The sequence below is a fragment of the Acinetobacter sp. NIPH 298 genome (assembly GCF_000369505.1).
Lineage (GTDB): Bacteria > Pseudomonadota > Gammaproteobacteria > Pseudomonadales > Moraxellaceae > Acinetobacter.
In genome coordinates, this window is the sequence record NZ_KB850055.1 from 265,841 (window position 1) to 289,399 (window position 23,559).

General features: G+C 40.2%; 19 protein-coding genes and 1 pseudogene. 8 read left to right on the plus strand and 12 right to left on the minus strand.

Annotated features, from left to right (window positions below):
* The first annotated feature begins 239 nt into the window (after positions 1-239).
* Positions 240-1,145, plus strand: coding sequence for an AEC family transporter (locus F903_RS06180; protein WP_005195517.1), 906 nt, complete (start codon positions 240-242; stop codon positions 1,143-1,145).
* A 128-nt stretch (positions 1,146-1,273) separates the two neighbouring features.
* Positions 1,274-2,293 carry a hypothetical protein gene (locus tag F903_RS06185; protein ID WP_005195518.1) on the plus strand — a complete coding sequence of 340 codons (1,020 nt, stop codon included), beginning with the start codon at positions 1,274-1,276 and terminating at the stop codon, positions 2,291-2,293.
* Positions 2,294-2,339: 46 nt separating this feature from the next.
* Here the strand turns inward: F903_RS06185 and F903_RS06190 are convergent, their stop codons facing one another.
* From F903_RS06190 to F903_RS06200, 3 genes are all read right to left on the minus strand, one after another.
* The gene (locus F903_RS06190; protein WP_005195519.1) at positions 2,340-3,011 is read right to left on the minus strand and encodes an HNH endonuclease; all 672 of its coding nucleotides are present in this window, start codon (positions 3,009-3,011) and stop codon (positions 2,340-2,342) included.
* Positions 3,004-4,548 carry an AAA family ATPase gene (locus F903_RS06195; protein WP_005195520.1) on the minus strand — a complete coding sequence of 515 codons (1,545 nt, stop codon included), beginning with the start codon at positions 4,546-4,548 and terminating at the stop codon, positions 3,004-3,006. The genes F903_RS06190 and F903_RS06195 overlap by 8 nt, the downstream gene beginning before the upstream one ends.
* Positions 4,549-4,615: 67 nt before the next feature.
* On the minus strand, positions 4,616-7,516 hold the full coding sequence (locus F903_RS06200) for a valine--tRNA ligase (RefSeq protein WP_005195521.1): 2,901 nt from the start codon (positions 7,514-7,516) through the stop codon (positions 4,616-4,618).
* A gap of 254 nt (positions 7,517-7,770) precedes the next feature.
* Here F903_RS06200 and F903_RS06205 point away from each other — a divergent pair, with 254 nt between their 5' ends.
* The 4 genes from F903_RS06205 to F903_RS06220 all read left to right on the plus strand — a co-directional run bounded on the left by F903_RS06205 (position 7,771) and on the right by F903_RS06220 (position 10,754).
* On the plus strand, positions 7,771-8,451 hold the full coding sequence (locus tag F903_RS06205) for a hypothetical protein (RefSeq protein WP_005195522.1): 681 nt from the start codon (positions 7,771-7,773) through the stop codon (positions 8,449-8,451).
* A gap of 116 nt (positions 8,452-8,567) precedes the next feature.
* Positions 8,568-9,239, plus strand: a complete 672-nt coding sequence (locus tag F903_RS06210; RefSeq protein WP_005195524.1) for a hypothetical protein — start codon at positions 8,568-8,570, stop codon at positions 9,237-9,239.
* A gap of 4 nt (positions 9,240-9,243) precedes the next feature.
* Positions 9,244-10,050 carry an SDR family NAD(P)-dependent oxidoreductase gene (locus tag F903_RS06215; protein WP_004669268.1) on the plus strand — a complete coding sequence of 269 codons (807 nt, stop codon included), beginning with the start codon at positions 9,244-9,246 and terminating at the stop codon, positions 10,048-10,050.
* The gene (locus F903_RS06220; protein ID WP_171065259.1) at positions 10,047-10,754 is read left to right on the plus strand and encodes a Dph6-related ATP pyrophosphatase; all 708 of its coding nucleotides are present in this window, start codon (positions 10,047-10,049) and stop codon (positions 10,752-10,754) included. Before F903_RS06215 ends, F903_RS06220 begins: the two co-directional genes overlap by 4 nt.
* Before the next feature lie 41 nt (positions 10,755-10,795).
* On the opposite strand, the gene F903_RS06225 is transcribed toward F903_RS06220, so the two are convergent.
* The 8 genes and pseudogenes from F903_RS06225 to sdsA all read right to left on the minus strand — a co-directional run bounded on the left by F903_RS06225 (position 10,796) and on the right by sdsA (position 21,399).
* A complete protein-coding gene (locus F903_RS06225) occupies positions 10,796-11,236 on the minus strand; it encodes a YbjQ family protein (protein ID WP_005195529.1) in 441 nt (146 codons plus the stop codon).
* Positions 11,237-11,245: 9 nt separating this feature from the next.
* Positions 11,246-11,596 carry a YbjQ family protein gene (locus F903_RS06230; protein ID WP_034594934.1) on the minus strand — a complete coding sequence of 117 codons (351 nt, stop codon included), beginning with the start codon at positions 11,594-11,596 and terminating at the stop codon, positions 11,246-11,248.
* Between the two features lie 105 nt (positions 11,597-11,701).
* Positions 11,702-13,159, minus strand: coding sequence for a multidrug efflux RND transporter AdeIJK outer membrane channel subunit AdeK (adeK, locus tag F903_RS06235; RefSeq protein WP_005195530.1), 1,458 nt, complete (start codon positions 13,157-13,159; stop codon positions 11,702-11,704).
* Positions 13,159-16,335 (minus strand): multidrug efflux RND transporter permease subunit AdeJ, encoded by a 3,177-nt coding sequence (gene adeJ / locus F903_RS06240; protein WP_005195531.1) that lies wholly within the window; start codon positions 16,333-16,335, stop codon positions 13,159-13,161. The genes adeK and adeJ overlap by 1 nt, the downstream gene beginning before the upstream one ends.
* Before the next feature lie 12 nt (positions 16,336-16,347).
* On the minus strand, positions 16,348-17,571 hold the full coding sequence (locus F903_RS06245; RefSeq protein ID WP_004669255.1) for an AdeA/AdeI family multidrug efflux RND transporter periplasmic adaptor subunit: 1,224 nt from the start codon (positions 17,569-17,571) through the stop codon (positions 16,348-16,350).
* Positions 17,561-18,206, minus strand: a pseudogene (locus tag F903_RS06250) (phosphatase PAP2 family protein); the annotation flags it as partial. The pseudogene F903_RS06250 and the gene F903_RS06245, both read right to left, overlap by 11 nt.
* 158 nt (positions 18,207-18,364) lie before the next feature.
* Positions 18,365-20,407 carry a site-specific recombinase gene (locus F903_RS06255; RefSeq protein ID WP_005195533.1) on the minus strand — a complete coding sequence of 681 codons (2,043 nt, stop codon included), beginning with the start codon at positions 20,405-20,407 and terminating at the stop codon, positions 18,365-18,367.
* 14 nt (positions 20,408-20,421) lie between these two features.
* A complete protein-coding gene (gene sdsA, locus F903_RS06260; protein ID WP_004669250.1) occupies positions 20,422-21,399 on the minus strand; it encodes an All-trans-nonaprenyl-diphosphate synthase in 978 nt (325 codons plus the stop codon).
* 451 nt (positions 21,400-21,850) lie between these two features.
* Here sdsA and rplU point away from each other — a divergent pair, with 451 nt between their 5' ends.
* Positions 21,851-22,162 carry a 50S ribosomal protein L21 gene (rplU, locus tag F903_RS06265; protein ID WP_004669248.1) on the plus strand — a complete coding sequence of 104 codons (312 nt, stop codon included), beginning with the start codon at positions 21,851-21,853 and terminating at the stop codon, positions 22,160-22,162.
* Positions 22,163-22,180: 18 nt separating this feature from the next.
* Positions 22,181-22,435: a 50S ribosomal protein L27 gene (gene rpmA, locus F903_RS06270; RefSeq protein WP_004669246.1), complete on the plus strand. Its 255-nt coding sequence runs from the start codon at positions 22,181-22,183 to the stop codon at positions 22,433-22,435.
* Between the two features lie 58 nt (positions 22,436-22,493).
* On the opposite strand, the gene F903_RS06275 is transcribed toward rpmA, so the two are convergent.
* Positions 22,494-23,372 (minus strand): pirin family protein, encoded by an 879-nt coding sequence (locus F903_RS06275; RefSeq protein WP_005195536.1) that lies wholly within the window; start codon positions 23,370-23,372, stop codon positions 22,494-22,496.
* Positions 23,373-23,559: the final 187 nt, after the last annotated feature.

Here is a 23,559-nt window from a genome sequence, read left to right on the forward strand (position 1 = left end):
AAAAGTAGTGCATCTGTGAATAGGTATCAGGCAGCTTGCGCTATTTTTAATGAGCCGTGCAACATTGCAACGCTTGAATGAGAAACGGAAGTACGATGTTCTAGGCTTCAAAAATCATATTGGGTTTATGAGCAGGAAAAACAGGTTTTAATATGTGAGCAAATCATCTTTAATAAATGGCGTGTTGGGTTCATTGTAAAAACGCCAATGAACAGTAGAAATAAAAGCTGAGTAAAGTAATGAGTAATATTGTTCTGGCCCTGTTTCCTTTGGTTGCATTCATTGCATCAGGATATCTATTTAAAAAATATAATTTTCTGAGTAAAGAGTTTTGGGCTGGGGCAGAGAAGTTAAATTACTATATTTTATTTCCAGCTTTATTATTCAATACTTTAGCCACCACAAAAATTGATTTGCACAGCTTGAGTAGCGCTGTTGTTGCGATGTTGATCGTGGTGCTGACGGTCACGGCTGTGATGTATGTATTACGGATGTTTTGGGATATTCAGCCCGCGCGTTTTGGGGTGCATGTCCAAAGTATGGTGCGTTTTAATACTTATATCGGTTTGGCATTGGTTGCCTCTCTCTTTCAAAAAGAAGGGATGGCGATTTTGGTGATTTTACTGGCGCTTTGTATTCCATTGGTCAATGTGATTTCAGTGCTGGCTTTAACCACCAAAGAGCAGATGGCGATCAAGCCTGTTTTGATCGCGTTGCTGAAAAATCCATTGATTGTTTCTTGTATCGTGGGTGGATTAGTTAATGTATTAAGTATTCCGATTTGGGATGGGCTTTCTAGTTTGATCAAGCTTTTTTCTGCATCGAGTTTGCCATTAGGTTTGTTATGTGTTGGCGCGGCTTTACAGTTTATGCAGATCAAAAAAGATATTGTGGTGTTATTAGCTGATACTTTTGCCCGACTCTTGGCTGTACCTGCATTGGCTTTTCTCGTATGTACATGGTTCGGTTTGCCAAGTTTACAAACTCAAATTTTAGTGGTGTTCTTTGCTTTACCAACGGCTTCAGCGGCTTATATTTTAACAAAGGTGTTGGGTGGGGATAGCCAGCTGATGGCTGCCGTGATTAGCTTTCAGACCTTATGTGCTGCCGTGACCTTGCCATTGGTGATATGGTGGATATCTTAAGCGATGAATACTTCAGCTAGCCACTTTGGCTTCTTTTAAAAATAATATGCTGTTTCATACATAAAGGGAGGTTTACTACCTTCCTCGTTTGATTGTTGCTACACTTTTTCATTTTCAGGTGGATGAGCATGTCCTTTGATCTCAAAGTCAGCTTACAGCAAGGAGCTGAGCCGTCTGCACAGCAGAAAAAGCTGAATCGGCTGATTGATCAAATCGAACAGCAAAAAATCAGTCTTGCCACATGGCAAAATGCCCAAGCCGAGATTCAACAGCATACACGGCAAAAGTTGATGCCTATATATAGCGAACTGCATGAAATCCTGTTTCAGCAGTTAGATCAACTTTGGATGTTATTACAACAGCATGAGTTTTCCAAAGCCGATATGCAACAACTGGATGAGAAAATTGCCCAACTTGCGCACATGTTGAAACGCTCTCAGATGTTGACTGATGAACAGTTAAAGCTCGTACAGCAAATCGATAGCTTTTATCAGCAACATGCACAACAATCGATTAAAAAGACTAAGAAGATGCAGTCAGTCAAGTTTGAACAAAATGAAAGTTTTGAGCAAAGTGCAGAATTAGAACAAGATGAATTTGAACAGTATGCTGCGGAACAACAACAAGCTCGTGAACAAGCCAAACAACTGAGACAACAACAGAAACGTGAACAAGCTCAGCAAATGGCAGCGCAGTCCTTGAAAACCGTGTATTTAAAAATTGCTGCCATGATTCATCCTGACCGTGAGCAAGATGAAACCAAGAAAGAGGAAAAAACTGAGTTATTCCAACAGGCAAGTCAAGCCTATGAACAGCAGGATTTGTTTTATTTGCTGAAGCTCCAGTTACAGCTTGAACAGAATAAGGGGGTAGGGGCGAAAGAGTTATCTGCCGAACAAGTGAAGTTTTATAAAATGGCTTTGGATGCACAAAGTCAGCAGCTTGAAAGTCAAATAGAAGAGATTTTAGATTCTTTTCAGTTGGCGAAAAAAATAAAAGCTGAACATCTACATATTAGTGATGTGTATAAAGCGATTGATGCGGACTGTGCTGAGTTAAAGCAGCAGTTGAAATGGGAAAAGGAATACTTAAAGTATATGAAGAAGGTGAGTGGGGTTGAGATGTTATTGGAGCATGGGGTTTTATAAGCTTTCTCTACCCCTCTCCTAGAAGGAGAGGGGTATATTCAGGTTTTTAAAAATTAATATAGGAGCTCATCTTGGAATTAAGTGTTTCATCATCTAAAACGTACCAACGCCAAAAAGCAGAAAATGCATAGTTTGGGGATATCATTTTAATTAATCTCTGTATTTCTTGCTCTTCTTCAAAATTAGAAAGCTTTTTGGATTTCAATTTACTCCGAATAACTAAAATATCATTTAATTCATCTAAAAGGTTATTAACGAGTTCACGTCTACTGATTCTTCTAGCCGCAGTAGAAACATCATTAAAGCATTTTTTTAATAATTCAACAGTAGTTATAGCATTTGGGTAATAAGGATCACTAGAAGGACATAAATTTTCTATGAGGATAGGGTCATTAACTCTTGATGGAGGAATGAATCTCAAGTTTCTAAAAACTTTGTGATTAACATCACAAGGATTTAAAATGTATTCGTAATTGTCCCCTTTAATTCGGTTACATCTTTTACAACTATAAAATAAATTATCCCATTCAAACTTTAGTGTTGGATGTTTGGCATGTGGTAAAAAATGTTCTACCTCAACTTCTTGAACTTTGTCATTTTCACATAAATAGCATTTCGAGTGACATATTTCAGAAAGTGCATCAAGAATTTGAGTAGTATTATACTTATTTCTTGATAGGTCTGTTGGAGCAGGTAGTGAGCGTGTAATCTCAAACATCAAGATCACCTAATTCATCATTATCAATTAAAAAATTTAAAGCCTGCATATAAATATTTTTTGCTTCAATGTTTAATTTAGATTTGTATGGTTGTAATTTTTTTAACTCATTACTTAAGGTTTGAAAATTTACATTTTCACTATTTAAATTCTCATATATATAATCTATGGTTTTTTTTAAATCTAATGATTCTGTATGAACATGAAAAAGTTCTTGAGTTATTGCTTCTACAGAATAGGTACTTAGATTTTCATCAATAAAACTTCCATCGGTTAAATCAAATATGACCGTATCATTATTTGCAGAAGTAATAACAAATGGTGAATGGGTTGTTACAATAAACTGAATATTTGGGAAAGATTTAATGAGAAAAGGAAAAATTTTTCTTTGTAATGAGATATGAAGATGTGCATCTATTTCATCAATTAAAACAATTCCATTTAACTCATCAGGTAAGATATCTAATAATTGCGACCGCATAAGTAATTCAGTATAAATGGTAAATATTGAGGAATAGCCAGAAGATAGGTTTTGAAAGTTGAAGATTTTTTGAGTTTGGTTTATTAAAAACTTTTTTGTTTTATGATCAAAATTCAATGAAGTTGAATCATCTTCGAAGATGAACTTTAAATCATTATCAAGTTTCTTAAACCATTGATCAATTTTTTTAGCATATAAGTAATCAGATTTTTCTGTTATTGCTAATGATCGCTCTATTTTGATGTTTACCAGATATTGTTCAAAAGCTTGACTAAGATTTGTATCATAGCCAGTTTTTGCACTGTTTATATAATCATCTAATGAGCACGTATTTGTTGAATGTGTAATTTGAGTTTGTCTAAATGCTGAAAAATAATTGAATGTTATTTTAGTTGATCGAATATCTCTATTTAATTCATCAATACTTTCAATTTTAACTTTTAGATCGCTTCCAATAGTAGTGAAAATGTCAAAATTATTTAAGATATTCGACATTTTTTCTAAATTATAAATTAAATCATGTGTTTCGGATAATATGTTTTTTTCGAATAGACTATCTGTAATGTGTTCTGGGAATATATGATCTATATATTTGCTGTTTGAGTCTATGATAATATTATTTGTATTTATATCATGTGAGTATCTATTTCTTGTATAAATATTATTTTTGTTAAACATGTATATATCATTTAAAATACTTTTTGATATTGTGTAAAATTGATTATTATTTTTTACATTAAATTCGCTTTTGTTTTTGCTTAAACTAATGAGTTTTTTTAAATCTACAGAATCTATTATAGAGTTTAATTGCGGATTTTGATCCAGTATTGAATTTAATCTAAGCATAAAAGTTCTTTTTGCTTTGAAACTTTCTTCAGAGAGTGATGCTATCTTAGATAATAATTCTTTTGTAATAGTATTATTTACTTGATTTAGAAAAAATGTTTTCCCAACACCATTTTGACCGGTAATTATAAGATTTCGCCCATTTAGAGGGATATTAATTTTTGAGGAGAGACCTTTAGTCGTTCCTTCAATTTTTTGTATATATTTCATGATAATACTATAAAGGGCTGAATAATCAGCCCTTTATATTACATATTAATTTTTAGATTACAATACCTTACAGCGCAGCAATTTGCTCCATACTTGCTTTAATTTTGCTTAACTGATCAGCAAACTCAGCAAGTTTAACTTTTTCACCTTCAACCACAGCCGCAGGTGCTTTGGCTACGAAACCTTCATTTGCTAATTTTCCAGCGATTTGATCATGTTGCTTTTGAACTTTGTCTAAGTCTTTCTGCAAACGACCTAATTCAGCTTTAGGATCAATCAAGCCTTTCATCGGTACAAATACCGAAGCATGGCTGACAACGCTAGAGCAAGAAAGTGGTGGTTCTTGATCTTTGGTTAAGAATTCAATGCTTTCAACTTTTGCGAGTGCTTTAAACAACGCTTCGATACGAATGATTTGTTCACGCTCAACATCAGAAGTGTTTTGCAATAAAACTGGTAGTAAACGCGCATTACCCAAGCCCATTTCACCACGAATATTACGCACAGCACCGATTAAACCTTGTAGCCAATGCATATCAGCTTCAGCCTGTTCGTTTACACGCTCAGGGTTCGCAACAGGGTATTGCGCAAGCATAATACTTTCGCCTGAAATACCAAGTTTCGGTGCAAGTGTTTGCCAAATTTCTTCAGTCAAATACGGCATCAGCGGATGTGCAAGACGTAAAGACGCTTCCATCACCGCAAGGAGTACACGACGAACTTCTGCTTTACGCTCAGCAGAGACATTCTCATCGTTCAGAACAGGTTTGGTTAACTCAACATACCAGTCACAATATTCATTCCAAATGAACTCGTAAATTGCTTGTGCAGCCAAATCTAAGCGGTAAGTCGCAAAGGCTTGTTGTACCGCAGCTTCTGCTTTTTGCAGACGGCTTACGATCCACTGTTCAGGCAGTTCCCAAAGATCTTGACGAATTTCAGAACTAATTTCTTGGTTTTCACAGTTCATCATCACGAAACGGGTTGCGTTCCAGATCTTGTTGGCAAAGTTACGATATCCTTCAACACGCTTCATATCGAACTTAATGTCACGACCTGTATTAGCAAGCGCACAGAATGTGAAACGAACTGCATCCGTACCGTAAGCTTGAATACCCTCTGGGAATTCTTTACGCGTTGTTTTTTCAATCTTCGCTGCTTGTTTTGGATTCATCAAACCCGTAGTACGTTTTTGTACGAGGTCTTCAAGGTCGACACCGTCGATCAAATCGAGTGGGTCTAGTACGTTACCCTTAGACTTCGACATTTTCTGACCTTCGCCATCACGGACTAAGCCATGAACGTAAACCGTTTTAAACGGTACTTGTGGCGTACCATCTTCATTCTTCATGAAATGCATCGTAAACATAATCATACGCGCAACCCAGAAGAAGATGATGTCAAAACCCGTCACTAATACATCTGTTGGGTGGAAAGTCTTGAGGAAATAGTTTTCCGCATCTTTCTTGGCATCGCCCGTCCAACCTAAAGTTGAGAACGTCCAAAGCGCTGATGAGAACCATGTATCGAGTACATCTTCATCTTGGTTTAATGCAACATCAGCAGGGATGTTGTTTTTCGTACGTACTTCAGCTTCGTCACGACCCACATAAATGTTGCCCTCAGCATCGTACCAAGCTGGGATACGGTGACCCCACCAAAGCTGACGTGAAATACACCAGTCTTGGATATTGTTCATCCACGCCATGTACATGTTGCTGTACTGTTCAGGTACAAATTTAATGTCGCCATCTTTCACCGCTTTAATCGCAGGCTCAGCCAATGGCGCAATTTTTACATACCATTGATCCGTCAATAATGGCTCAACGATCACGCCTGAACGGTCACCGCGAGGTGGTTTCAACGTATAAGGTTGAATTTGGTCTAACCAACCTTCAGCTTCTGCTTGTTCAACCAGTTTCTTACGTGCTACGAAACGCTCTAAACCAATATAGTCCGCAGGAGCAGCAATAGTTTTAGAGATTTGCTCGCCTGCTTTCGCGATGTATTCAAATTCAGCCAATACTTCTGCATTTTTATTGAAGATATTGATGATTGGGAGTTCACAACGCTTACCGACTTCATAGTCATTGAAGTCATGTGCAGGGGTGATTTTTACACAGCCTGTACCGAATTCTTTATCGACATATTCATCTTTAACGATTGGAACTGCACGACCTGTGATTGGCAGGATAATGTTCTGACCCACAAGGTGCGAATAGCGTTCATCATCAAGCGCCACGGCAACCGCGGTATCACCCAATAATGTTTCAGGACGCGTTGTTGCAACCACGATGTGATCTTTACCATCATGCGTACGCAGTGATTTGTCTTCAAAGAAATATTTGAAGTGCCACAATGAACCTGCTTCTTCTTTATCAGACTCTACTTCTAAGTCGGATAGGGCAGTTTGTAACTTAGGATCCCAGTTAACGAGACGTTTACCACGATAAATCAAACCATCTTCATGTAGTTTTACAAAGACTTCTTTCACTGCATTGGACAAACCTTCATCCATGGTGAAGCGTTCACGCGACCAATCTACCGAAGAACCTAGACGACGGATTTGACGTGTAATTGTACCGCCTGATTGTTCTTTCCATTCCCAAACTTTTTCGATGAATTTTTCACGACCTAAGTCATGACGGCTAACACCCTGAGCACCCAATTGACGTTCAACCACCATTTGCGTTGCGATACCTGCATGGTCTGTACCTGGTTGCCATAAGGTGTTTTTACCTGACATACGGTTATAGCGGGTCAGTGCATCCATGATGGCATTGTTAAAACCATGCCCCATATGCAAGCTACCAGTGACGTTCGGCGGTGGAATCATGATACAGAATGATTCACCTTGACCTGACGGTTTGAAATAACCTTTTTGTTCCCAAGTTTGGTACCATTTTTTCTCGATCTCAGTTGGATCGTAAGTGGTTGCGATATTTTGAGCAGATTGAGCGTCAGTCATAGTACAGAAGATCAAAATAGAATAAAAAATTGTGTCTATTGTAGCAAAAATCTGTCGAATCTGTTGTCATTTCACTGATGCCAAAGCTTATCTCATTAAATAACTTCACAAAGTGGCAACAAGCCGACGAAATGCGTTGGTTTTTTACGAATAAAACGTTAAGTTTATGTATATTGGATCACATAATTAAATAATGATGATGCATAAAACAACAAAATAACAATGCTAAAAACTTAAATAAAGGGATGGTTCATATGAGTTATTCAATTCTTTTGAAAATTAACGACGTTACCCATGGGCAGTTTGAGTCGATCCGTCAACAATTAAATGCGGGCAGTAATGAAAGCCAATCCCGTGTTTTGGGGGAGGTGCTTTCCGAGATCGCATGTGACATCGTAGAGCAAGTATTCTCGGTTTTACTGATTCAAAACCGTAAACCATCCCATTTGACCCAACAAAATTCAGCAGAATCAGAAAAAGTCATTCAGCAAATCACGGGTGCCGTACGCAAATATATGCCGTGGTCGATTGCTTTATTTGGCAATGATCGTTTATGTCCTTTTGCCAATTATTTTTCCGATATGATCAAATATCACGATGATCAAGTCTATGTTTCTTATCCGATAGACCCGCAATTGGTACAGCAGGTACATACCTTAGTAGAACAATTAAAACAAAATGAAATCAAGGATATGATGGATGTTTTTCAAACATTGATTCAGATCGTCGATTTGGGTGTGACCAATTTGGTTCGTGAACCGAAGAAATGTCTGAATTTTAATCGGGTGGTGGATAAAACATTAAGTGGGGTTATTAATATGACCGTACAATTGAGTTATAAGCGTTTAGAGAAAATGGGAACGCAGGTCGACACTGGCGCGGCAACAGCATGTGTGAACCATTTTTTGGCACTTATGCATACAGAACCGAATTAGGTTGTGCTAAAGTCGGTAATGAAGAGCCAAAACGATAGAAAAGATCATTTAATTTGATAAAAGGCTTGTTTTGACAAGTCTTTTTTTTATGGAACTCAAAAATTAAGGTTGTGAGGATGAAGACCGCCGTTTTTTTAAATATTCATGCGGATACATACGCCAGATTTGCCCATATTCGGACACAATTATTGCAAGCAAGCAAAGAAAGTCAGGCAAATGCATTGGGCAGTGTTCTGTCTGAAATGGCTTGTGAAGTGGTTGAACAAGTCTTCATGGTGCTATTAAACGAAAACCAACAGCACTCAAAAACAGGTGAATCTGAAAAAGTCATTCAGCAAATATTAGAAGCGATTCGAAAATATATGCCTTGGTCGATTTCTTTTTTTAGCAATGAACGTTTAGTCCCTTTGGTAGAGTATTTATCGAAAACACTTTTAATCGAAGATGACAAGATTTACATGACTTATCCTGTAGAGCAACAGCTTGCTCAGCAGGTGATCGCCTCGGGACAGAAACTCGCTGAAGGCGATAGTCGTGAAGTCGCGAATGCATTAAAACGATTGACGGAAGTGATTGATGTCGGTGTTACCCACTTAATTCGTGAGCCTAAAAAATGCTTAAAGTTCAATTTTGTGGTCGATAAAACCTTAAATGGCGTGATCAATATGACCACGCATCTAGGTTATAAACGTTTAGAAAAGTTAGCCACTCAACTCGATCAGCAAGTGGCGGTAACCTATGTTGATTATTTCCTAAAATTTATGCGTCACCCAGCGGACGGAGGGTAGAAATATGGCAAAGCTTAAAACGCTTGAAAATAAAGTGGTATGGATTACCGGAGCATCTTCTGGTTTAGGCAAAGCCTTGGCACGTGAATGTGCTTTGCAAGGTGCGCAAGTGGTGTTGACATCACGTCGTTATGACGAGTTAGAAGCTGTTCGCATTGGATTATTGAAGCCTGAGCAACATATTTCAATTGCCGCTGATATTACCGATGAAGCACAAGTTCGCCATGCTTATGAGCAAGTTTTGGCATGTAAAGGACGTATTGATTGGCTCATCAATAATGCTGGACTGAGCCAGCGCGCTTTGATTCAAGACACCACCATGCAAGCTGAACGCACCATCATGGAAGTAGATTATTTCTCTCAAGTGTTCTTGACCAAAACGATATTGCCGACTTTTCTAAAGCAAAAATCAGGTCGTGTGGTCTTTGTTTCGAGTGTCGCTGGTTTGTTGGGTACGCAATACCGCGCGAGTTATTCTGCTGCCAAAGCCGCTATTCACATGTGGGCAAATAGCTTACGTGCTGAAGTGGCTAAAGATGGAGTTGACGTATCGGTGGTTTTCCCGGGTTTTGTCAAAACCAATGTTTCCTTCAATGCCTTAAATGGTCAAGGGAAGCCACAAGGTCATCAGGACGAAGCGATTGAAAATGGCTTAGATGCTGATATTTTTGCGGAACGTGTGGTTGCCTCGCTGATGGCTGGTGAAGAGTATATTGTGGTCGGCGGTAAAAAAGAGCAACTGGGTGTGTTGGTATCGCGCTTGTCACCAAGTTTGTTGTACAAAATGATTCGTAAAAGCAAAGTGAAATAAGTGTGAGTAGTCGTAAAAAAGCAGTCTTTAATTGGAGTGGCGGAAAAGATTCAGCTTTAGCCCTTTATGCTGTATTGCAGCAAAATGAGTTCGAAGTTGTTGCGTTATTAACAACGGTCAATGAAGAAACTGAATTGTCTTCGATGCATGCCATTCCACATGCACTGCTTGAAAAGCAAGCTGAAAGTATTGGGATTCCGTTGTACCCAGTGCTGTTGCCCAAAGATATAAATATCTATGAACAGCGGATGCAGGATGCTGCCAATCATTTTAAAGCACAGGGCGTTCAACATTTTATCTTTGGGGATATTTACCTCAGTGATGTACGCAAATATCGAGAAGATCGTTTACATCCTTTAGGGATTGAAGTGGTTGAACCGATATGGAATCTCAACTCAACTGAAGTGATGCAGGATTTTCTAGCCTCTGGGATTCGGACCAAAATTATTGTGACCGATGCGACCAAGCTAGATGACAGTTTTATTGGGCAAGATATTGATGCAGCCTTAATTGAGCGAATGCCCGCAGAGGTTGATGTATGTGGTGAAAATGGTGAATACCACACTTTCGCTTATGCAGGGGCGATATTCAAGCATCCTGTAGATTTTGAAATTATTGAAACTCGCAAGATGTCTTATGCGTTTAAATTAGAGGATGGTGAGGAAAAAATCTATCACTATTGGCAAGCGATTTTTGCAGCGTAAGGTGGATGTCCTGTCCAATTGAAATTGCACAGGACATTTTTTTAATGAGGCTTGATAATGACTGTGCCATAGGCAAACACTTCAACCATTCCACCTTGCATTCCCATTTCAGTGGTGCTGAGGCGCACGCCTAAAATTTGATTGCCTCCCATGGATCTAGCTTGTTGTTTTAAGCGGACAATCGCTTCGCGACGAGCACGTTCGACGACACTTTCATAACTGATTAAGCGGCCACCTAAGATATTTTTAATCGATGCAAGTATGAATTTAAAATAATCATGTGAAATGACCACATTGCTGCTAATTAAATGCCCAGCATGCTCGCTGCTTGCAAATCGACGGCTATCCAATTGAATATCGGCCAATAAGCGCTCTTTTTCATCTAGCTCTCTCAAATGTTTTTGTTCGTTATAACGACCAAAGCCCCAACCTACAGAAAAGAGAATCAGGAAAATGACAATTTGAAAAATTAAGCCATCCATTGCATTTTCCTATGAACTAAATGGATCTGGGAGTTTTGGAACAATCGGTTGTACCACCACAGCAGTGCCATAGACGAAAAGCTCTGAAGCACCCTGCGCAATATTCGATGTCGAAAAACGAATCCCGACGACAGCATTGGCACCTAAGCCTTTTGCTTTCTCAACCATACGTTGCATCGCTTCTTGGCGAGACTCTTCTAACAATTCGGTATAGGCCGTTAACTCTCCCCCGACAATATTTTTTAGACCTGCGAGAAAGTCTCGACCGACATGTTTACTGCGGACTGTACTGCCATAAACAACATCAATTTGACGTAAAATCTCATGACCGGGTACTGATTCTAAATTACTTAATAACATCGTATTTTTTATACCATTAGACATTCCCCTTGAAGATAAGAAATATTGAGCATGCTTGCAATAAAAAAGCCCACCGAAGTGAGCTTTTCTTGAAAATAAGAAAGATTATGGTGTGTAATGCTTTTCAGAACTCGAAAGTTGCGGTGCCACTGTTTCATTTGTGCTGGCTTTTAACCCGCCACCCAGTGTTTTATACAGCTCAACCTGATTGTTTTGTTCAGCTTGTTGTAACAACAATAAACCTTGTTCTGCTGAATATGCGGAACGCTGAGCATCCAATACGGTTAAGTAGCTATCAATACCTGCACGGAAGCGAGCATTAGATAGTTTATAGGTGGTATTGGTTGCTTCAACTAAACGACGTTGAGCCGTTAAGCGTTCGCCGATATTGGCGCGTGTTGCCAGTGCATCATTCACTTCACGGAACGCAGACTGTACAGACTTTTCATAGTTAGACAGTGCAATTTTCTGATCAGTTTCAGAGATTTTGATATTGGCTTTACGAGTGCCCCAGTCAAAAATTGGTAAGTCGAGACTTGGTCCGATTGACCATGATGCATTGCCTGATTTGAAAAGATCACTCAAATCGGTTGATGCATAGCCAGCGGTACCTGTCAGACTAATGGTCGGGAATAATCTCGCTTTTGCAGCGCCGATATTTGCACCTGCAGCACTTAAATTATATTCCGCAGCTTTAACATCAGGACGGTTATTGAGTAAATCACTCGGTAAACCAGCAGAAGATACATTTTGCTGCGTAACACGTTGCACAGGTTGCTTAGGTAATAGGTTTTGCGGTACAGGTTGACCTACTAACAGATTCAACAAGTTGCTTGCCTGAGCAATTTGAGTTTTATAATTTGCAACATCATTACGCGCAGTTTCAACTGAAATCTGAGCCTGACGCAAAGGTACTTCGCTGTCGATGCCGACATCAAAACGCTTTTTGTTCAGGTTATAAGAGTCGAGTTGCGCTTTAAAGGTCTGTTCTGCAAGTTTTAAATTTGCAGTCGCAAATGAATAACTTAACCATGCTTGTGTCACTTCACTAATCAAACTGATTTGTGTTGAGTCACGCGCACTTTGGGTCGAAAGATAACTGTCGAGCGCAGCATCTTTTAAACTACGGACGCGGCCCCAGAAATCTAACTCATAAGCGGTCACACCCAAACCAACTTGATAAGTTGAATATGGGTTATTTGGATCACGGGTAGGGGTAACTTGACGAATCGCACTACCACTTGCCCCAATCGTTGGGAGTTGGTTGTTTTGTGTAATTCGATACTGTTGTTGCGCACGTTCAATATTTAAAGTTGCTGTGCGCAAGTCACGGTTGTTACTCAAAGCTAAATCAATCACTTCAAGCAGGCGAGGGTCAGCAAAGAACTGCTTATAACCCTGTTCAGCAATAGAAGTACCAGAAGCGCTGTTATATGCATAGCTTTCTGGAATATCGGTTTTCACGACCGGTTCTGGGCCGCGCATGCTTTGACATGCAGTCAAAGCAAGCGCAAGTGCAGATACCGCAATGCTACGACCTGAAATAGACCATACTGTTTGCATCACGATTTATGCTCCTGAATGTTTGTAGTTTTTGGTTGGTACTTAAAGATACTACGAATCCACACGAAGAACACTGGGATAAAGAAGATACCTAAAAGTGTTGAGGAAATTACGCCACCCAAGACACCGTAACCCACTGAGTGCTGACTACCAGCACCAGCGCCAGAAGAAAGCGCGAGTGGAAGTACACCGAAACCGAAGGCAAGGGTGGTCATAATGATTGGACGTAAACGCATTTTTGCTGCATGCAACGTGGCCTCAAGCAGCTCCTCACCTTGTTCTTGTAGATCTTTTGCGAATTCTACGATCAAGATCGCATTCTTTGCAGAAAGACCAATCACGGCAATAATCGCGACTTGGAAGTAGATGTTATTCGAAAGATTTGGATCATCTTTCAGTACCATACCAAAGTAAGTTAACAAAATTGCACCGATGATGCCGAGTGGTACAACCAGTAATACTGAGAATGGAATAGACCAACTCTCATACAATGCGGCTAAGCAAAGGAAAACGATGAGTAATGAAAGCGCGTATAAGAATGGCGCTTGAGCACCTGATTCACGCTCTTCAAGTGATAAACCTGTCCATTCGTAGTCGAAACCTGTTAAGCCCATCGATGGCAGCTTGGCAATAATTTCTTCTACAGCTTTCATGGAATCACCAGAACTTGTACCTGGCGCAGGTGTTCCTTGAATATTCACCGATGAAACACCGTTATAACGCTCAAGACGCGGTGAACCATAAGTCCATTTTCCTGTCGCAAACGCTGAGAATGGAACCATTTCACCTAAGCTGTTACGAACATACCATTTGTTCAGGTCGTCAGGCATCATGCGGCTGTCTGCCTCGCCTTGGACATAAACTTTTTTCACACGACCACGATCAATGAAGTCATTGATATAAGAACCACCCCAAGCCATGCTCATGGTACTGTTGATGTCTGCAATGCTGACACCCATTGCACCAGCTTGTGCCTGATCGATCATGATTTGATATTGAGGTGTATCTTCTTGACCATTTGGACGTACGCCAACCAGTCGTTTGTCTTGCGAAGCTAAGCCTAAAACTGCATTACGTGCCGCAATCAGTTTGTCATGACCTTGACCCGCAGAGTCTTTCAGTTGCAAGTTAAAGCCAGCAGTAACACCCAATTCAGGCATAGCAGGAAGCTGTAATGGCATGATGTATGATGCATCTTTGACGATCATATTGAGTGCCATACCACGCTGAATAAGTGCACCAATCTGCGTCTCTGGTGTCGAACGACTAGCCCAATCTTTTAACTTAATAAAGCCAATACCCGCATTTTGTCCCACGCCTGTAAACGAGAAACCAGAAACGGTAAAGATAGATTCGACAGACTCTTTTTCATTCATAAAGAAGTCAGTCATGGTATCAATGACTTTATCGGTACGATCAAGTGTTGCATTCGGCGGTAATTGAACCAGCGTCATGACCACACCCTGATCTTCTTCTGGTAAGAATGAAGACGGAAGTTTTTGGAACATGAACACCAATAAACCAATCACGGCTACATACAGAATGCCAGAGAAAAACTTAGCAGTCAGCATACGACTCACGCCGTTTTGATAGCTATGTGAAACGCGTTCAAAGCTACGGTTGAACCATCTAAAGAAGCGAGCAAAGATATTATTGCTTGGTGCTTTATTTGGATCATGCTGTTTCAATAGTGTGGCGCACAGGGCAGGAGTGAAGGTTAACGCAACAATCAAAGATAAAACCATTGCGGTAACGAGCGTAATCGAGAACTGTCGATAAATCACCCCAGTGGTTCCGCTAAAGAAAGCCATCGGTACGAATACTGCACTCAGTACGCTGGTAATACCGACAAGCGCACCAGAGATTTGTTTCATTGACTTTTCAGTCGCCGCAACAGGATCAGAGTGTTCCTCTGTCATCACACGCTCGACGTTTTCAACCACGACAATCGCATCATCGACCAGTAGACCGATCGCCAGTACCATCGCAAACATGGTCAATGTGTTGATCGAGAAACCAAAAATATTGATAACAGCAAATGTACCCAATACCACAACAGGGATTGCCAATGTTGGGATAATGGTGGCACGCCAGTTCTGTAAGAACAGGAACATGACGATAAATACCAAGATCACCGCTTCAATTAAAGTATGAACAACACTCTCAATCGATAGCTTAATAAATGGTGTAGTGTCATACGCCAGTTTATCTTCAAGACCCGCAGGGTAGTTTTTGCGTAATTCAGATAAACGTTCTTCAACGGCTTCTGCGGTATCCAGTGCATTGGAACCTGTTGCCATTTTAATGGCAAGACCACCTGCAGGCTTCCCGTTAAACATTGAGTTAAACGCATAGCTATCAGAGCCTAATTCTACACGAGCAACATCTTTTAAACGGACTTCAGCACCAGCAGCAGTGTTTTTTAAGAAAATATTCTTAAACTGCTCAGGGGTTTGCAATAAACTTTGGGCATTTACAGTAGCATTGATCACTTGATCTTTAACTGCAGGTGCACCACCCAATTGACCCACTGCAACTTGTGAGTTTTGCGCTTGTAGCGCTCTCGCAACATCACTTGGAGTTAACTGGTAGTTTGTTAGTTTTGCAGGATCAAGCCAAATGCGCATCGCATAAGAGCCACCAAAGACTTGTACTTCACCTACACCGGCAACACGACTAATCGGTTCTTTAATCGATGAGTTTACATAGTCCTTAATATCGGAGTCTGACAAACTATTATCTGGTGAATAAAATGCAATCACTTGCAAGAAGCTTGCGCCAGATTTTGTGACGGTTACGCCTTGACGTTGTACGTCTTCAGGTAGAAGTGCCGTTGCTGATTGTAGTTTGTTTTGAACTTGGACTTGAGCGATATCAGGATCAATACCTTGTTCAAAGTTGATTTCAATCGATGCTTGACCATTACCAGAACTGTTAGACGAAATATAACGTAAGCCATCTAGACCATTCATCTGTTGTTCGATGATCTGGGTGACCGTATTTTCAACAGTTTCTGCTGAAGCACCAGGATAGGTTGCAGAAATGGTAACGGTTGGTGGAGCAATCGTTGGATATTGGGCAATAGGCATCTTTGACAAGGTTAAAATACCTGCCAACATGATAACTAGTGCAATCACCCATGCAAAAATGGGGCGATGGATAAAAAATTGAGCCATTCAATCTGCCCCTTATGCTTTCACAGTTGCTTTTTGTTCTGCTTGAGCTGGTTTGGTTGCATTTTGTGGATTTGCTGGTTGAGCTTGATAAGGTTTTGCTGAAACTTCCTGACCATCTTTCACTTTAGCAACACCATCAACAATCACTTTGTCTCCAGCTTTAAGCCCATTGGTGATGACCCAGTTTTGACCTTGTACATTTGCAGTCTCGACTGGACGTGTTTCAACCGCACCTTTGGCATTGACCAACATCACTGTCGCCTGACCTGTTGGTAAGCGTGTCACTGCAGCTTGTGGAATCAAATAAGCATTTGGAACCACACCCTGAACAATTTGCGCTGTTGTATACATGCCTGGAAGTAACAAATGGTTTGGGTTCGAGAACACCGCACGTAAGGTTACTGTTCCAGTATCTTGGTTAACAGATGCATCAGAGAAAGTAAGTTGCCCTTCGATTGGATAGGTTGAACCATCTTCAAGTTTCAACTTTACTTTGGTGTTGTTGCTGTTGCTTAAGCTGCCTTTGCTGAGTTGTTGGCGTAAACGCAATAACTCGGCGCTAGACTGGTTAATATCAACATAAATCGGATTAAGTTGTTGAATCGTCACCAATGGCGCAGCTTGGTTCGCTGTAACCAACGCACCTGCTGTTACAGATGAACGGCTTGATTGACCTGAAATAGGTGAGCGAATGGTTGAATAACCAAAATCAACTTCAGCATTATTAACTTGAGCCTTAGCTGCTGAAACTTGCGCTTCAGCGACATTCACTTGGCCAAGTAAGTCATCATACTCTTGCTTCGATACAGCGTTGCTAGAAACAAGTTGTTGATAACGGTTTAGCTTGGTCCGAAGAGACGCTAAATTTGCTTGTTGTTGCAAGAGCGAAGCTTTGGCCGTGTCTAATGACGCACGGTTAGCACGAGAATCAAGCTCATATAGTGCTTGACCTTCAGAGACATAACTGCCTTCAGTAAACAGACGTTTTAAAATAACACCACTGGTTTGTGGGCGAACTTCTGAAATTTGATACGCAGAGGTTCGGCCTGAAAGTTCAACGTTTTGTTCAATACTCTGTGGTTGTGCAACAATAACACCGACTTCAGTAGGTGGCATTTTTTGTGCAGCAGCAGCTTGCTGTGCATCTTCTGGATCTTTGCTACAACCAACAAGTGCAATGCTTGTTGCTAATGCGCAAGCAGTGAGGGCGGGTGCCCAAAGCTTTGCCGACATCATTGTTCCACCTCAATTTAGATTTTGGATCTAAAAAAATTGTTGTTGAAATTGCTTTGATACAGCCATAACCAAAGCAACGAAGTCCAAATTAACCCAATTCCCCAACCAGCGAGTACATCTGTCGGGTAGTGAACCCCTGCATAAATTCGCGATAACCCCATCATAATAAACCACAAAGTAGATACTAAAATGACAGGAGTACGGTATCTGTGCTGTTGCAGCAGCAACATGACTAAACTCGCAAGGGTTGCAGCATAAAGACTATGGCCACTTGGGAATGATGCGCCATAAGGTTGGACCAAGTGGTAAATCTCTAAAGGTCTTGCTCGATCAACGCTCCATTTCAGAAGCCAACCAATCGTAATACTTCCACTTATACTCAATGTGATAAAAATTAAACTTTTATAGTTTTGAATCCAAGTTTGATATACACACAAAAAAGCAGTGAAAAAGAATAAAAATGGCATTCCGCCGAGTAGTGAAAGCACAATAGCAGCATGGTTCAATGTAGTTGAACGATGCTCAAATAATGCTTGAATACTCAATGGATCTAAAGTTGATGTGGTTGGATAAAACAATCCAACCCCACTTAAAACTAAAAAAAAGCAACCAATACAAAGTAATAGGTACGGCATGCGGAACTCGTTATTGGCATAACCATTTTCAGGGCTATAGAAAGTTTGAAAGTGTACTCTTGAGTACACTTTAGGTCAAGTCTTGAAATTTTATGATAATTTATTTCAATGTTTTTTTAAGGTTTAGTAAAAAAATATAACAAAATTTGATGAGTGTCTCACTTTTTATCTGTTGTACTTTTTTCTTCCACGGCAACAGGTTGCTTAGGTGGCCAGAAAAAATCACTTGTTCGAGTGAGGAAATGCGTCATGACCAAATTCGCCAAAGGTTTCCATTGTGCAAAACGAACACGACGGGCACGTAAAGCCACGATAATGGTCAGGGTAAAGCTCACAAATAAGTTGGTTAAACCAATCAGCAGAACACCCAAGAATGACACAACGATTAAACCAATATCAGGTGATCCAATGGTCATCAAACCTTGAATGAAATTGGCCGAAGCAAAGGCGATGTGACGGATATCTAAAGGAAGACCTAAAATAAAGCCAATCGTTCCCATGCTGCCTAACATGATCCCAAATAGGAAATTACCAGCCAAAGCCCCTAAGTTGGTTTCAATATAATTGGCAAATTTGTCGAGTCGTTGTTGTCCCATCCAGCGTTTCAAACGGCGGTGTTGTTTTAATCGAGGACCGACATTTCGGTAAACAGCTAAATTATCGAAATAACCCGCAATCAAACCTGAAAAGAATAAACACACGCCCGCGATTGCTGCATGAGGAACTGCAAGCGAGGTAAACGGATTTAAGCTATGTAGTAAGGCTGCAGATTTGGCATGATTGAGTAAAGGTTCATCCAAGTAAAACTGCCATGAAAAAGTGATCAGCGCTGCAACAGGGATCGCAATCGAGATATTACCAAGTATCGCAATAAACTGCGTACGAATAATATTGATAATCAGCGCTGCCAACTCAGCAATCTGTGCTGTTTTACTGCCTTTTTGTTGTTGTACGGTCGAGGCCAGTGCTGCTGCGGTCATCGCTGGTTGTTTGGTCGCAACAGTGAAATGCAACACATGGATCAGCATAAAACCCAAAGCATAATTCATGCTATACAAAAATGCATGTGCAAAAGGTGCGAGTACCAACCGAGCGGTTAATATCTTCAAGGTTGCCATCATGGCAATGATTGCACCTGCACCAGCCGCCGCTTTGTACATGCCAAAGAAGCCAGCTTTGTCTGTACTTACATAATGCTCGCCTGTTTTACTGGCATTTTCAGTCACTTGCAGCGCGATTAGTTCACTGGTAGAAGAAAGTAAGTGTCGGACACTTTTTTCATCATAATGGGCTTTGGTCAAATCGATTAGAAGTTCGCCCAGTGATTTATATCGAACCTCATCTTTACTGGCCAATAAGCTCAGTAACAGTTCGATACGGTCTATGGCTTGTTCTAATAAAGAAAGCAAATATGTCAAACTAATGCTGACACCAATTCGCCTCGTGGCACGACGAATCTTGAGTACAACATCACGACACTGATCTAGCATTACAAAGGCTTGAGAAGCATCTGGCGGTGGAAGCACCACAACTGCATCTTGGTCGTCGATTTGTTTTTTATACTTCTCAATAAAATCAACAATGTCTCGGTTTTGTGCCAAAAACGGAGATTCATATTCGGTAATATCGGGCTGAGCATTAATAAATTCAGGGTATAGACCAATACCGCTAATCCGATAAGACAAAACCGTAATGGCTTTAATCAGTTCATTTTTAGAAATTTGTTTTTCGAGTGTATTACTTTGACCTTCGCCAATTAAATTAAATAGCGTAACCCAATCTTGGTTTTCAATCAGCTCTAACCACTCATGATCATTTTCTTGATGAAAAACTTTTCCAATCAGTGTTCTGAGTTGATTGCCTTCTTCTACTAAAGGGAGGAAGTGCGCGCCTAGACGTTGACTTAACTGATTCCAGAAGCCATCTAAAGATAAAATCCCGCTGTCAGCATATAAGCTAATTTGTTTGTATTGACTCATCAATCTGACGATGAAGTCTTGTAATAAAGTTGCGGAAGTGGGGGTAAGTAACAATATTCTGACGAAAGCTTGAAGACGCTGTTTAACCTCTTCAGCGTCATTGGGATTTTTGGGGCGTAAACGATTGACCAATTCAATAATCAGGTTTTCGTCAAGAACAGCTTGTGGTTGATCAAGCTGTTCCTGCATTTTTAAAAATAAATCAGATAAATTTAAATGCATGGACACTCAGAAAGTTATTGTAGTCGATGTAATGCCATTAAAGTCAAATTGATCAATGCTTGGCGATATTCATTATCTGGTAGCGCTTTTAAAGCCTCTAAAGCGGCGTCCGTTTCCTGTTGGGCACGTTTTTGACAATAGTCTAAACCGCCCGAGTTGTGCACTATTTCAATGACTTTATCCAAATGTTCAACACCACCAGTAGCGATGCTACGACGAATAATCGCATGATCCTCACCAGTAGAGTGAGCCAATGCAGAAATTAACGGTAAAGTAGGTTTACCTTCCATCAAATCATCGCCAATATTTTTACCTAATGTTTCTGCATCAGAGGTGTAGTCTAAAATATCATCAATAATTTGGAATGCATTGCCAAAATGACCTGCAAATCGACGTAAAGGCTCACGATATTCCTCTGTACCCGCCAAAATCGCAGCACCTTCGGTTGCGAGCTCAAATAAACGAGATGTTTTTCCGTGAATAATTCTTAAATAGGTTTCTTCAGTGGTGTCTGGTTGATGTTGTGATTGAAGTTGTAACACTTCACCTTCAGCAATTTCACAAGTACCTGTCGAAAAATCTTTTAACAAGGTCATGTTATTTAAATCGACCAAAAGATCGAATGCACGTGAAATCAAGAAATCGCCGACTAAAACAGCAGTCTGATTGTTCCATGTCGCATTGGCCGTTGGTCGTCCACGACGCAAGTTAGACTCATCGACAACATCATCATGAACCAAGGTTGCGGTGTGTAGCATTTCAATCACAGCCGCCAAATGTTGGGCTTGCTGCATGTTGGCTAAACCACAGGCACGAGCAGCGAGTAGGCACATGATTGGGCGCATACGTTTACCGCCAGCTTCAACCACATGTTTACTAACCGACATAACCAAGCCAACTTTAGAGCTGATCCCTTCATTGATGAGTTGATCCATCGCAGCAAAATCTGTCGCAACAGGGGAGAGAATGTCTTGCTTGAAATCGACGACCATATGAAGAAGAGCCTCGTATAGATGGGTGAATGGTGTAAGTGTACCAAGTAATCTGTTGCTAAACAGTGATAGCAACGGTGTAATTTGTCATTTAAAACATGACGATGTATTTTCTGATCTTAATTTAGCCACAAACAGGACGCTTCTCAGACAATACAGAGATGGCACTGCGTGTGACCCTCTATAAACCGAGTTCATTTTGGTCATATTTACTTTTTGAAAATGTATTGCAAATCACAGAAAGAATCAATCAAAACAATGTGTCATCAATCTATTTGATTTTATTATAAAAAATAAATAATGCGTGTATATGTGTGCATTTATGCAAAATAACTTGTTGTTTGATCAAATTTCACTTAAAATTTGTCCCCTTATATACCCCAGTGGCGTTCGTTTTAAGCTCGATATCTTCCTTTATCGGCACGACGACACGGGCATGTTGGAGTACATTATGTACGCAGTAATCCAAAGCGGTGGTAAACAGCACCGTGTGGTTGAGGGTGAAACCCTTAAAGTTGAATTATTGAAAGCTGAAACTGGTGCAACGATTACGTTTGATGACGTACTTATGCTTGTAAACGGCGATAGCATTCAAATCGGTGCTCCAGTTGTTGCTGGCGCGAAAGTAACCGCAGAAATCGTTGGCCATGGTCGTCACGACAAAATCCGCATCATCAAAATGCGTCGTCGTAAACATTACCGTAAACAACAAGGTCACCGTCAATGGTTTACCGAGTTGAAAATTACGAGTATCGCAGGCTAACACGAGGAGTAAATAGACATGGCAACTAAAAAAGCCGGTGGATCGACGAAGAACGGTCGTGATTCGAATCCTAAGATGTTAGGTGTTAAAATGTACGGTGGTCAAACTGTGACTGCTGGTAACATCATCGTTCGTCAACGTGGTACCGAATTCCACGCTGGTGCAAATGTTGGTATGGGTCGTGACCATACTTTATTTGCAACTGCTGATGGCGTGATCAAATTTGAAGTGAAGGGTCAATTTGGCCGTCGCTATGTAACTGTTGAAGTGTAAGCTTTAATCGTTCAGAAAAACCCGCATTTGCGGGTTTTTTTATGACTGCTTTTTGGACTTATGTGTTTTCGTTTGAATATTTCCCAAACTTTCCTGTTTTTAAGTCTTCGTAAGCTTGTAAAATTTCATCATAGTTATTCATCACAAAAAAACCATGCCCATTTAGCGGTTCATGTAGAGGCTGGGCTGATAAGAATAAAAAATCGCAATTTTCTAAAGCGGTGATTTCAACATCTGTGTCGAAGCTAGACATCATCGCCATCGCTTGTTCTTCTAAAATATCTTCGTCTACGCTGAACTGAATTTTTCCTCTACGCAAATAAATGAGCGTGGTATCACCATGACTCGCAGGAATTATAGTTCGATGACCTTTTTTAAGGTGTACATCCAACACGTTCATTGGAGTAAAGGTTTGGGCAATGCCTTGAGTATTTTGATATTGACCAGCAACGATACGGACATAACCAGCATCATTTTCAAATAAGATTTTAGGAATATTTTGATTTAATAAACTTTGGTAACGTGGCGCAGACATTTTATCTTTTGCTGGTAAGTTGACCCATAACTGTAGCATTTCGAAATAACCACCTTTCTCACGAAATTCAGGGCTAAATTCTTCAATATGTTGTATACCTGATGCAGCGGTCATCCACTGCACATCACCTTGTTGAATAATCCCATGATTACCTGTTGAATCAATGTGCTGTAATTCACCTGAGAAAACAAAGGTGACTGTTTCGAAACCACGATGTGGATGTTCACTTACACCCTTTTTATTACTTTTAGGCTCTAAACGACCGGGTCCGAGATGGTCCAGTAACAGAAAAGGCGATGTGGTATTGCCAAGTTCATGGTGAGAAAATACAGAAAGTGCAGGGTAGAAGTCCCCGATGGCAAATCGAGTGTCATTGCGATGGATAAAGGCGAGGCTTTTCATTATTTATACTTTTCCAGTGAGTCGTCTTTAGACTAAAAAATCCCGTATTGCGTTTAGTTTATTCTTTATCCATGACTTCTACTATCTTAAAGAATGGGAAAAGTTGTAGGGCTGTTTTAGTCATTCAAAATCAAATTTTTGCTATTACAATATCTACATAAAGGCTGCAACTTCATACATAATGCAG

What these genes read in the sequence shown, in the direction of transcription:
- F903_RS06180 (WP_005195517.1), top strand. Translation starts at nt 240, where the DNA reads ATGAGTAATATTGTTCTGGCCCTGTTTCCTTTGGTTGCATTCATTGCA.
- F903_RS06185 (WP_005195518.1), top strand. Translation starts at nt 1,274, where the DNA reads ATGTCCTTTGATCTCAAAGTCAGCTTACAGCAAGGAGCTGAGCCGTCT.
- F903_RS06190 (WP_005195519.1), bottom strand. Translation starts at nt 3,011, where the DNA reads ATGTTTGAGATTACACGCTCACTACCTGCTCCAACAGACCTATCAAGA.
- F903_RS06195 (WP_005195520.1), bottom strand. Translation starts at nt 4,548, where the DNA reads ATGAAATATATACAAAAAATTGAAGGAACGACTAAAGGTCTCTCCTCA.
- F903_RS06200 (WP_005195521.1), bottom strand. Translation starts at nt 7,516, where the DNA reads ATGACTGACGCTCAATCTGCTCAAAATATCGCAACCACTTACGATCCA.
- F903_RS06205 (WP_005195522.1), top strand. Translation starts at nt 7,771, where the DNA reads ATGAGTTATTCAATTCTTTTGAAAATTAACGACGTTACCCATGGGCAG.
- F903_RS06210 (WP_005195524.1), top strand. Translation starts at nt 8,568, where the DNA reads ATGAAGACCGCCGTTTTTTTAAATATTCATGCGGATACATACGCCAGA.
- F903_RS06215 (WP_004669268.1), top strand. Translation starts at nt 9,244, where the DNA reads ATGGCAAAGCTTAAAACGCTTGAAAATAAAGTGGTATGGATTACCGGA.
- F903_RS06225 (WP_005195529.1), bottom strand. Translation starts at nt 11,236, where the DNA reads ATGGATGGCTTAATTTTTCAAATTGTCATTTTCCTGATTCTCTTTTCT.
- F903_RS06230 (WP_034594934.1), bottom strand. Translation starts at nt 11,596, where the DNA reads ATGTTATTAAGTAATTTAGAATCAGTACCCGGTCATGAGATTTTACGT.
- adeK (WP_005195530.1), bottom strand. Translation starts at nt 13,159, where the DNA reads ATGCAAACAGTATGGTCTATTTCAGGTCGTAGCATTGCGGTATCTGCA.
- adeJ (WP_005195531.1), bottom strand. Translation starts at nt 16,335, where the DNA reads ATGGCTCAATTTTTTATCCATCGCCCCATTTTTGCATGGGTGATTGCA.
- F903_RS06245 (WP_004669255.1), bottom strand. Translation starts at nt 17,571, where the DNA reads ATGATGTCGGCAAAGCTTTGGGCACCCGCCCTCACTGCTTGCGCATTA.
- F903_RS06255 (WP_005195533.1), bottom strand. Translation starts at nt 20,407, where the DNA reads ATGCATTTAAATTTATCTGATTTATTTTTAAAAATGCAGGAACAGCTT.
- sdsA (WP_004669250.1), bottom strand. Translation starts at nt 21,399, where the DNA reads ATGGTCGTCGATTTCAAGCAAGACATTCTCTCCCCTGTTGCGACAGAT.
- rplU (WP_004669248.1), top strand. Translation starts at nt 21,851, where the DNA reads ATGTACGCAGTAATCCAAAGCGGTGGTAAACAGCACCGTGTGGTTGAG.
- rpmA (WP_004669246.1), top strand. Translation starts at nt 22,181, where the DNA reads ATGGCAACTAAAAAAGCCGGTGGATCGACGAAGAACGGTCGTGATTCG.
- F903_RS06275 (WP_005195536.1), bottom strand. Translation starts at nt 23,372, where the DNA reads ATGAAAAGCCTCGCCTTTATCCATCGCAATGACACTCGATTTGCCATC.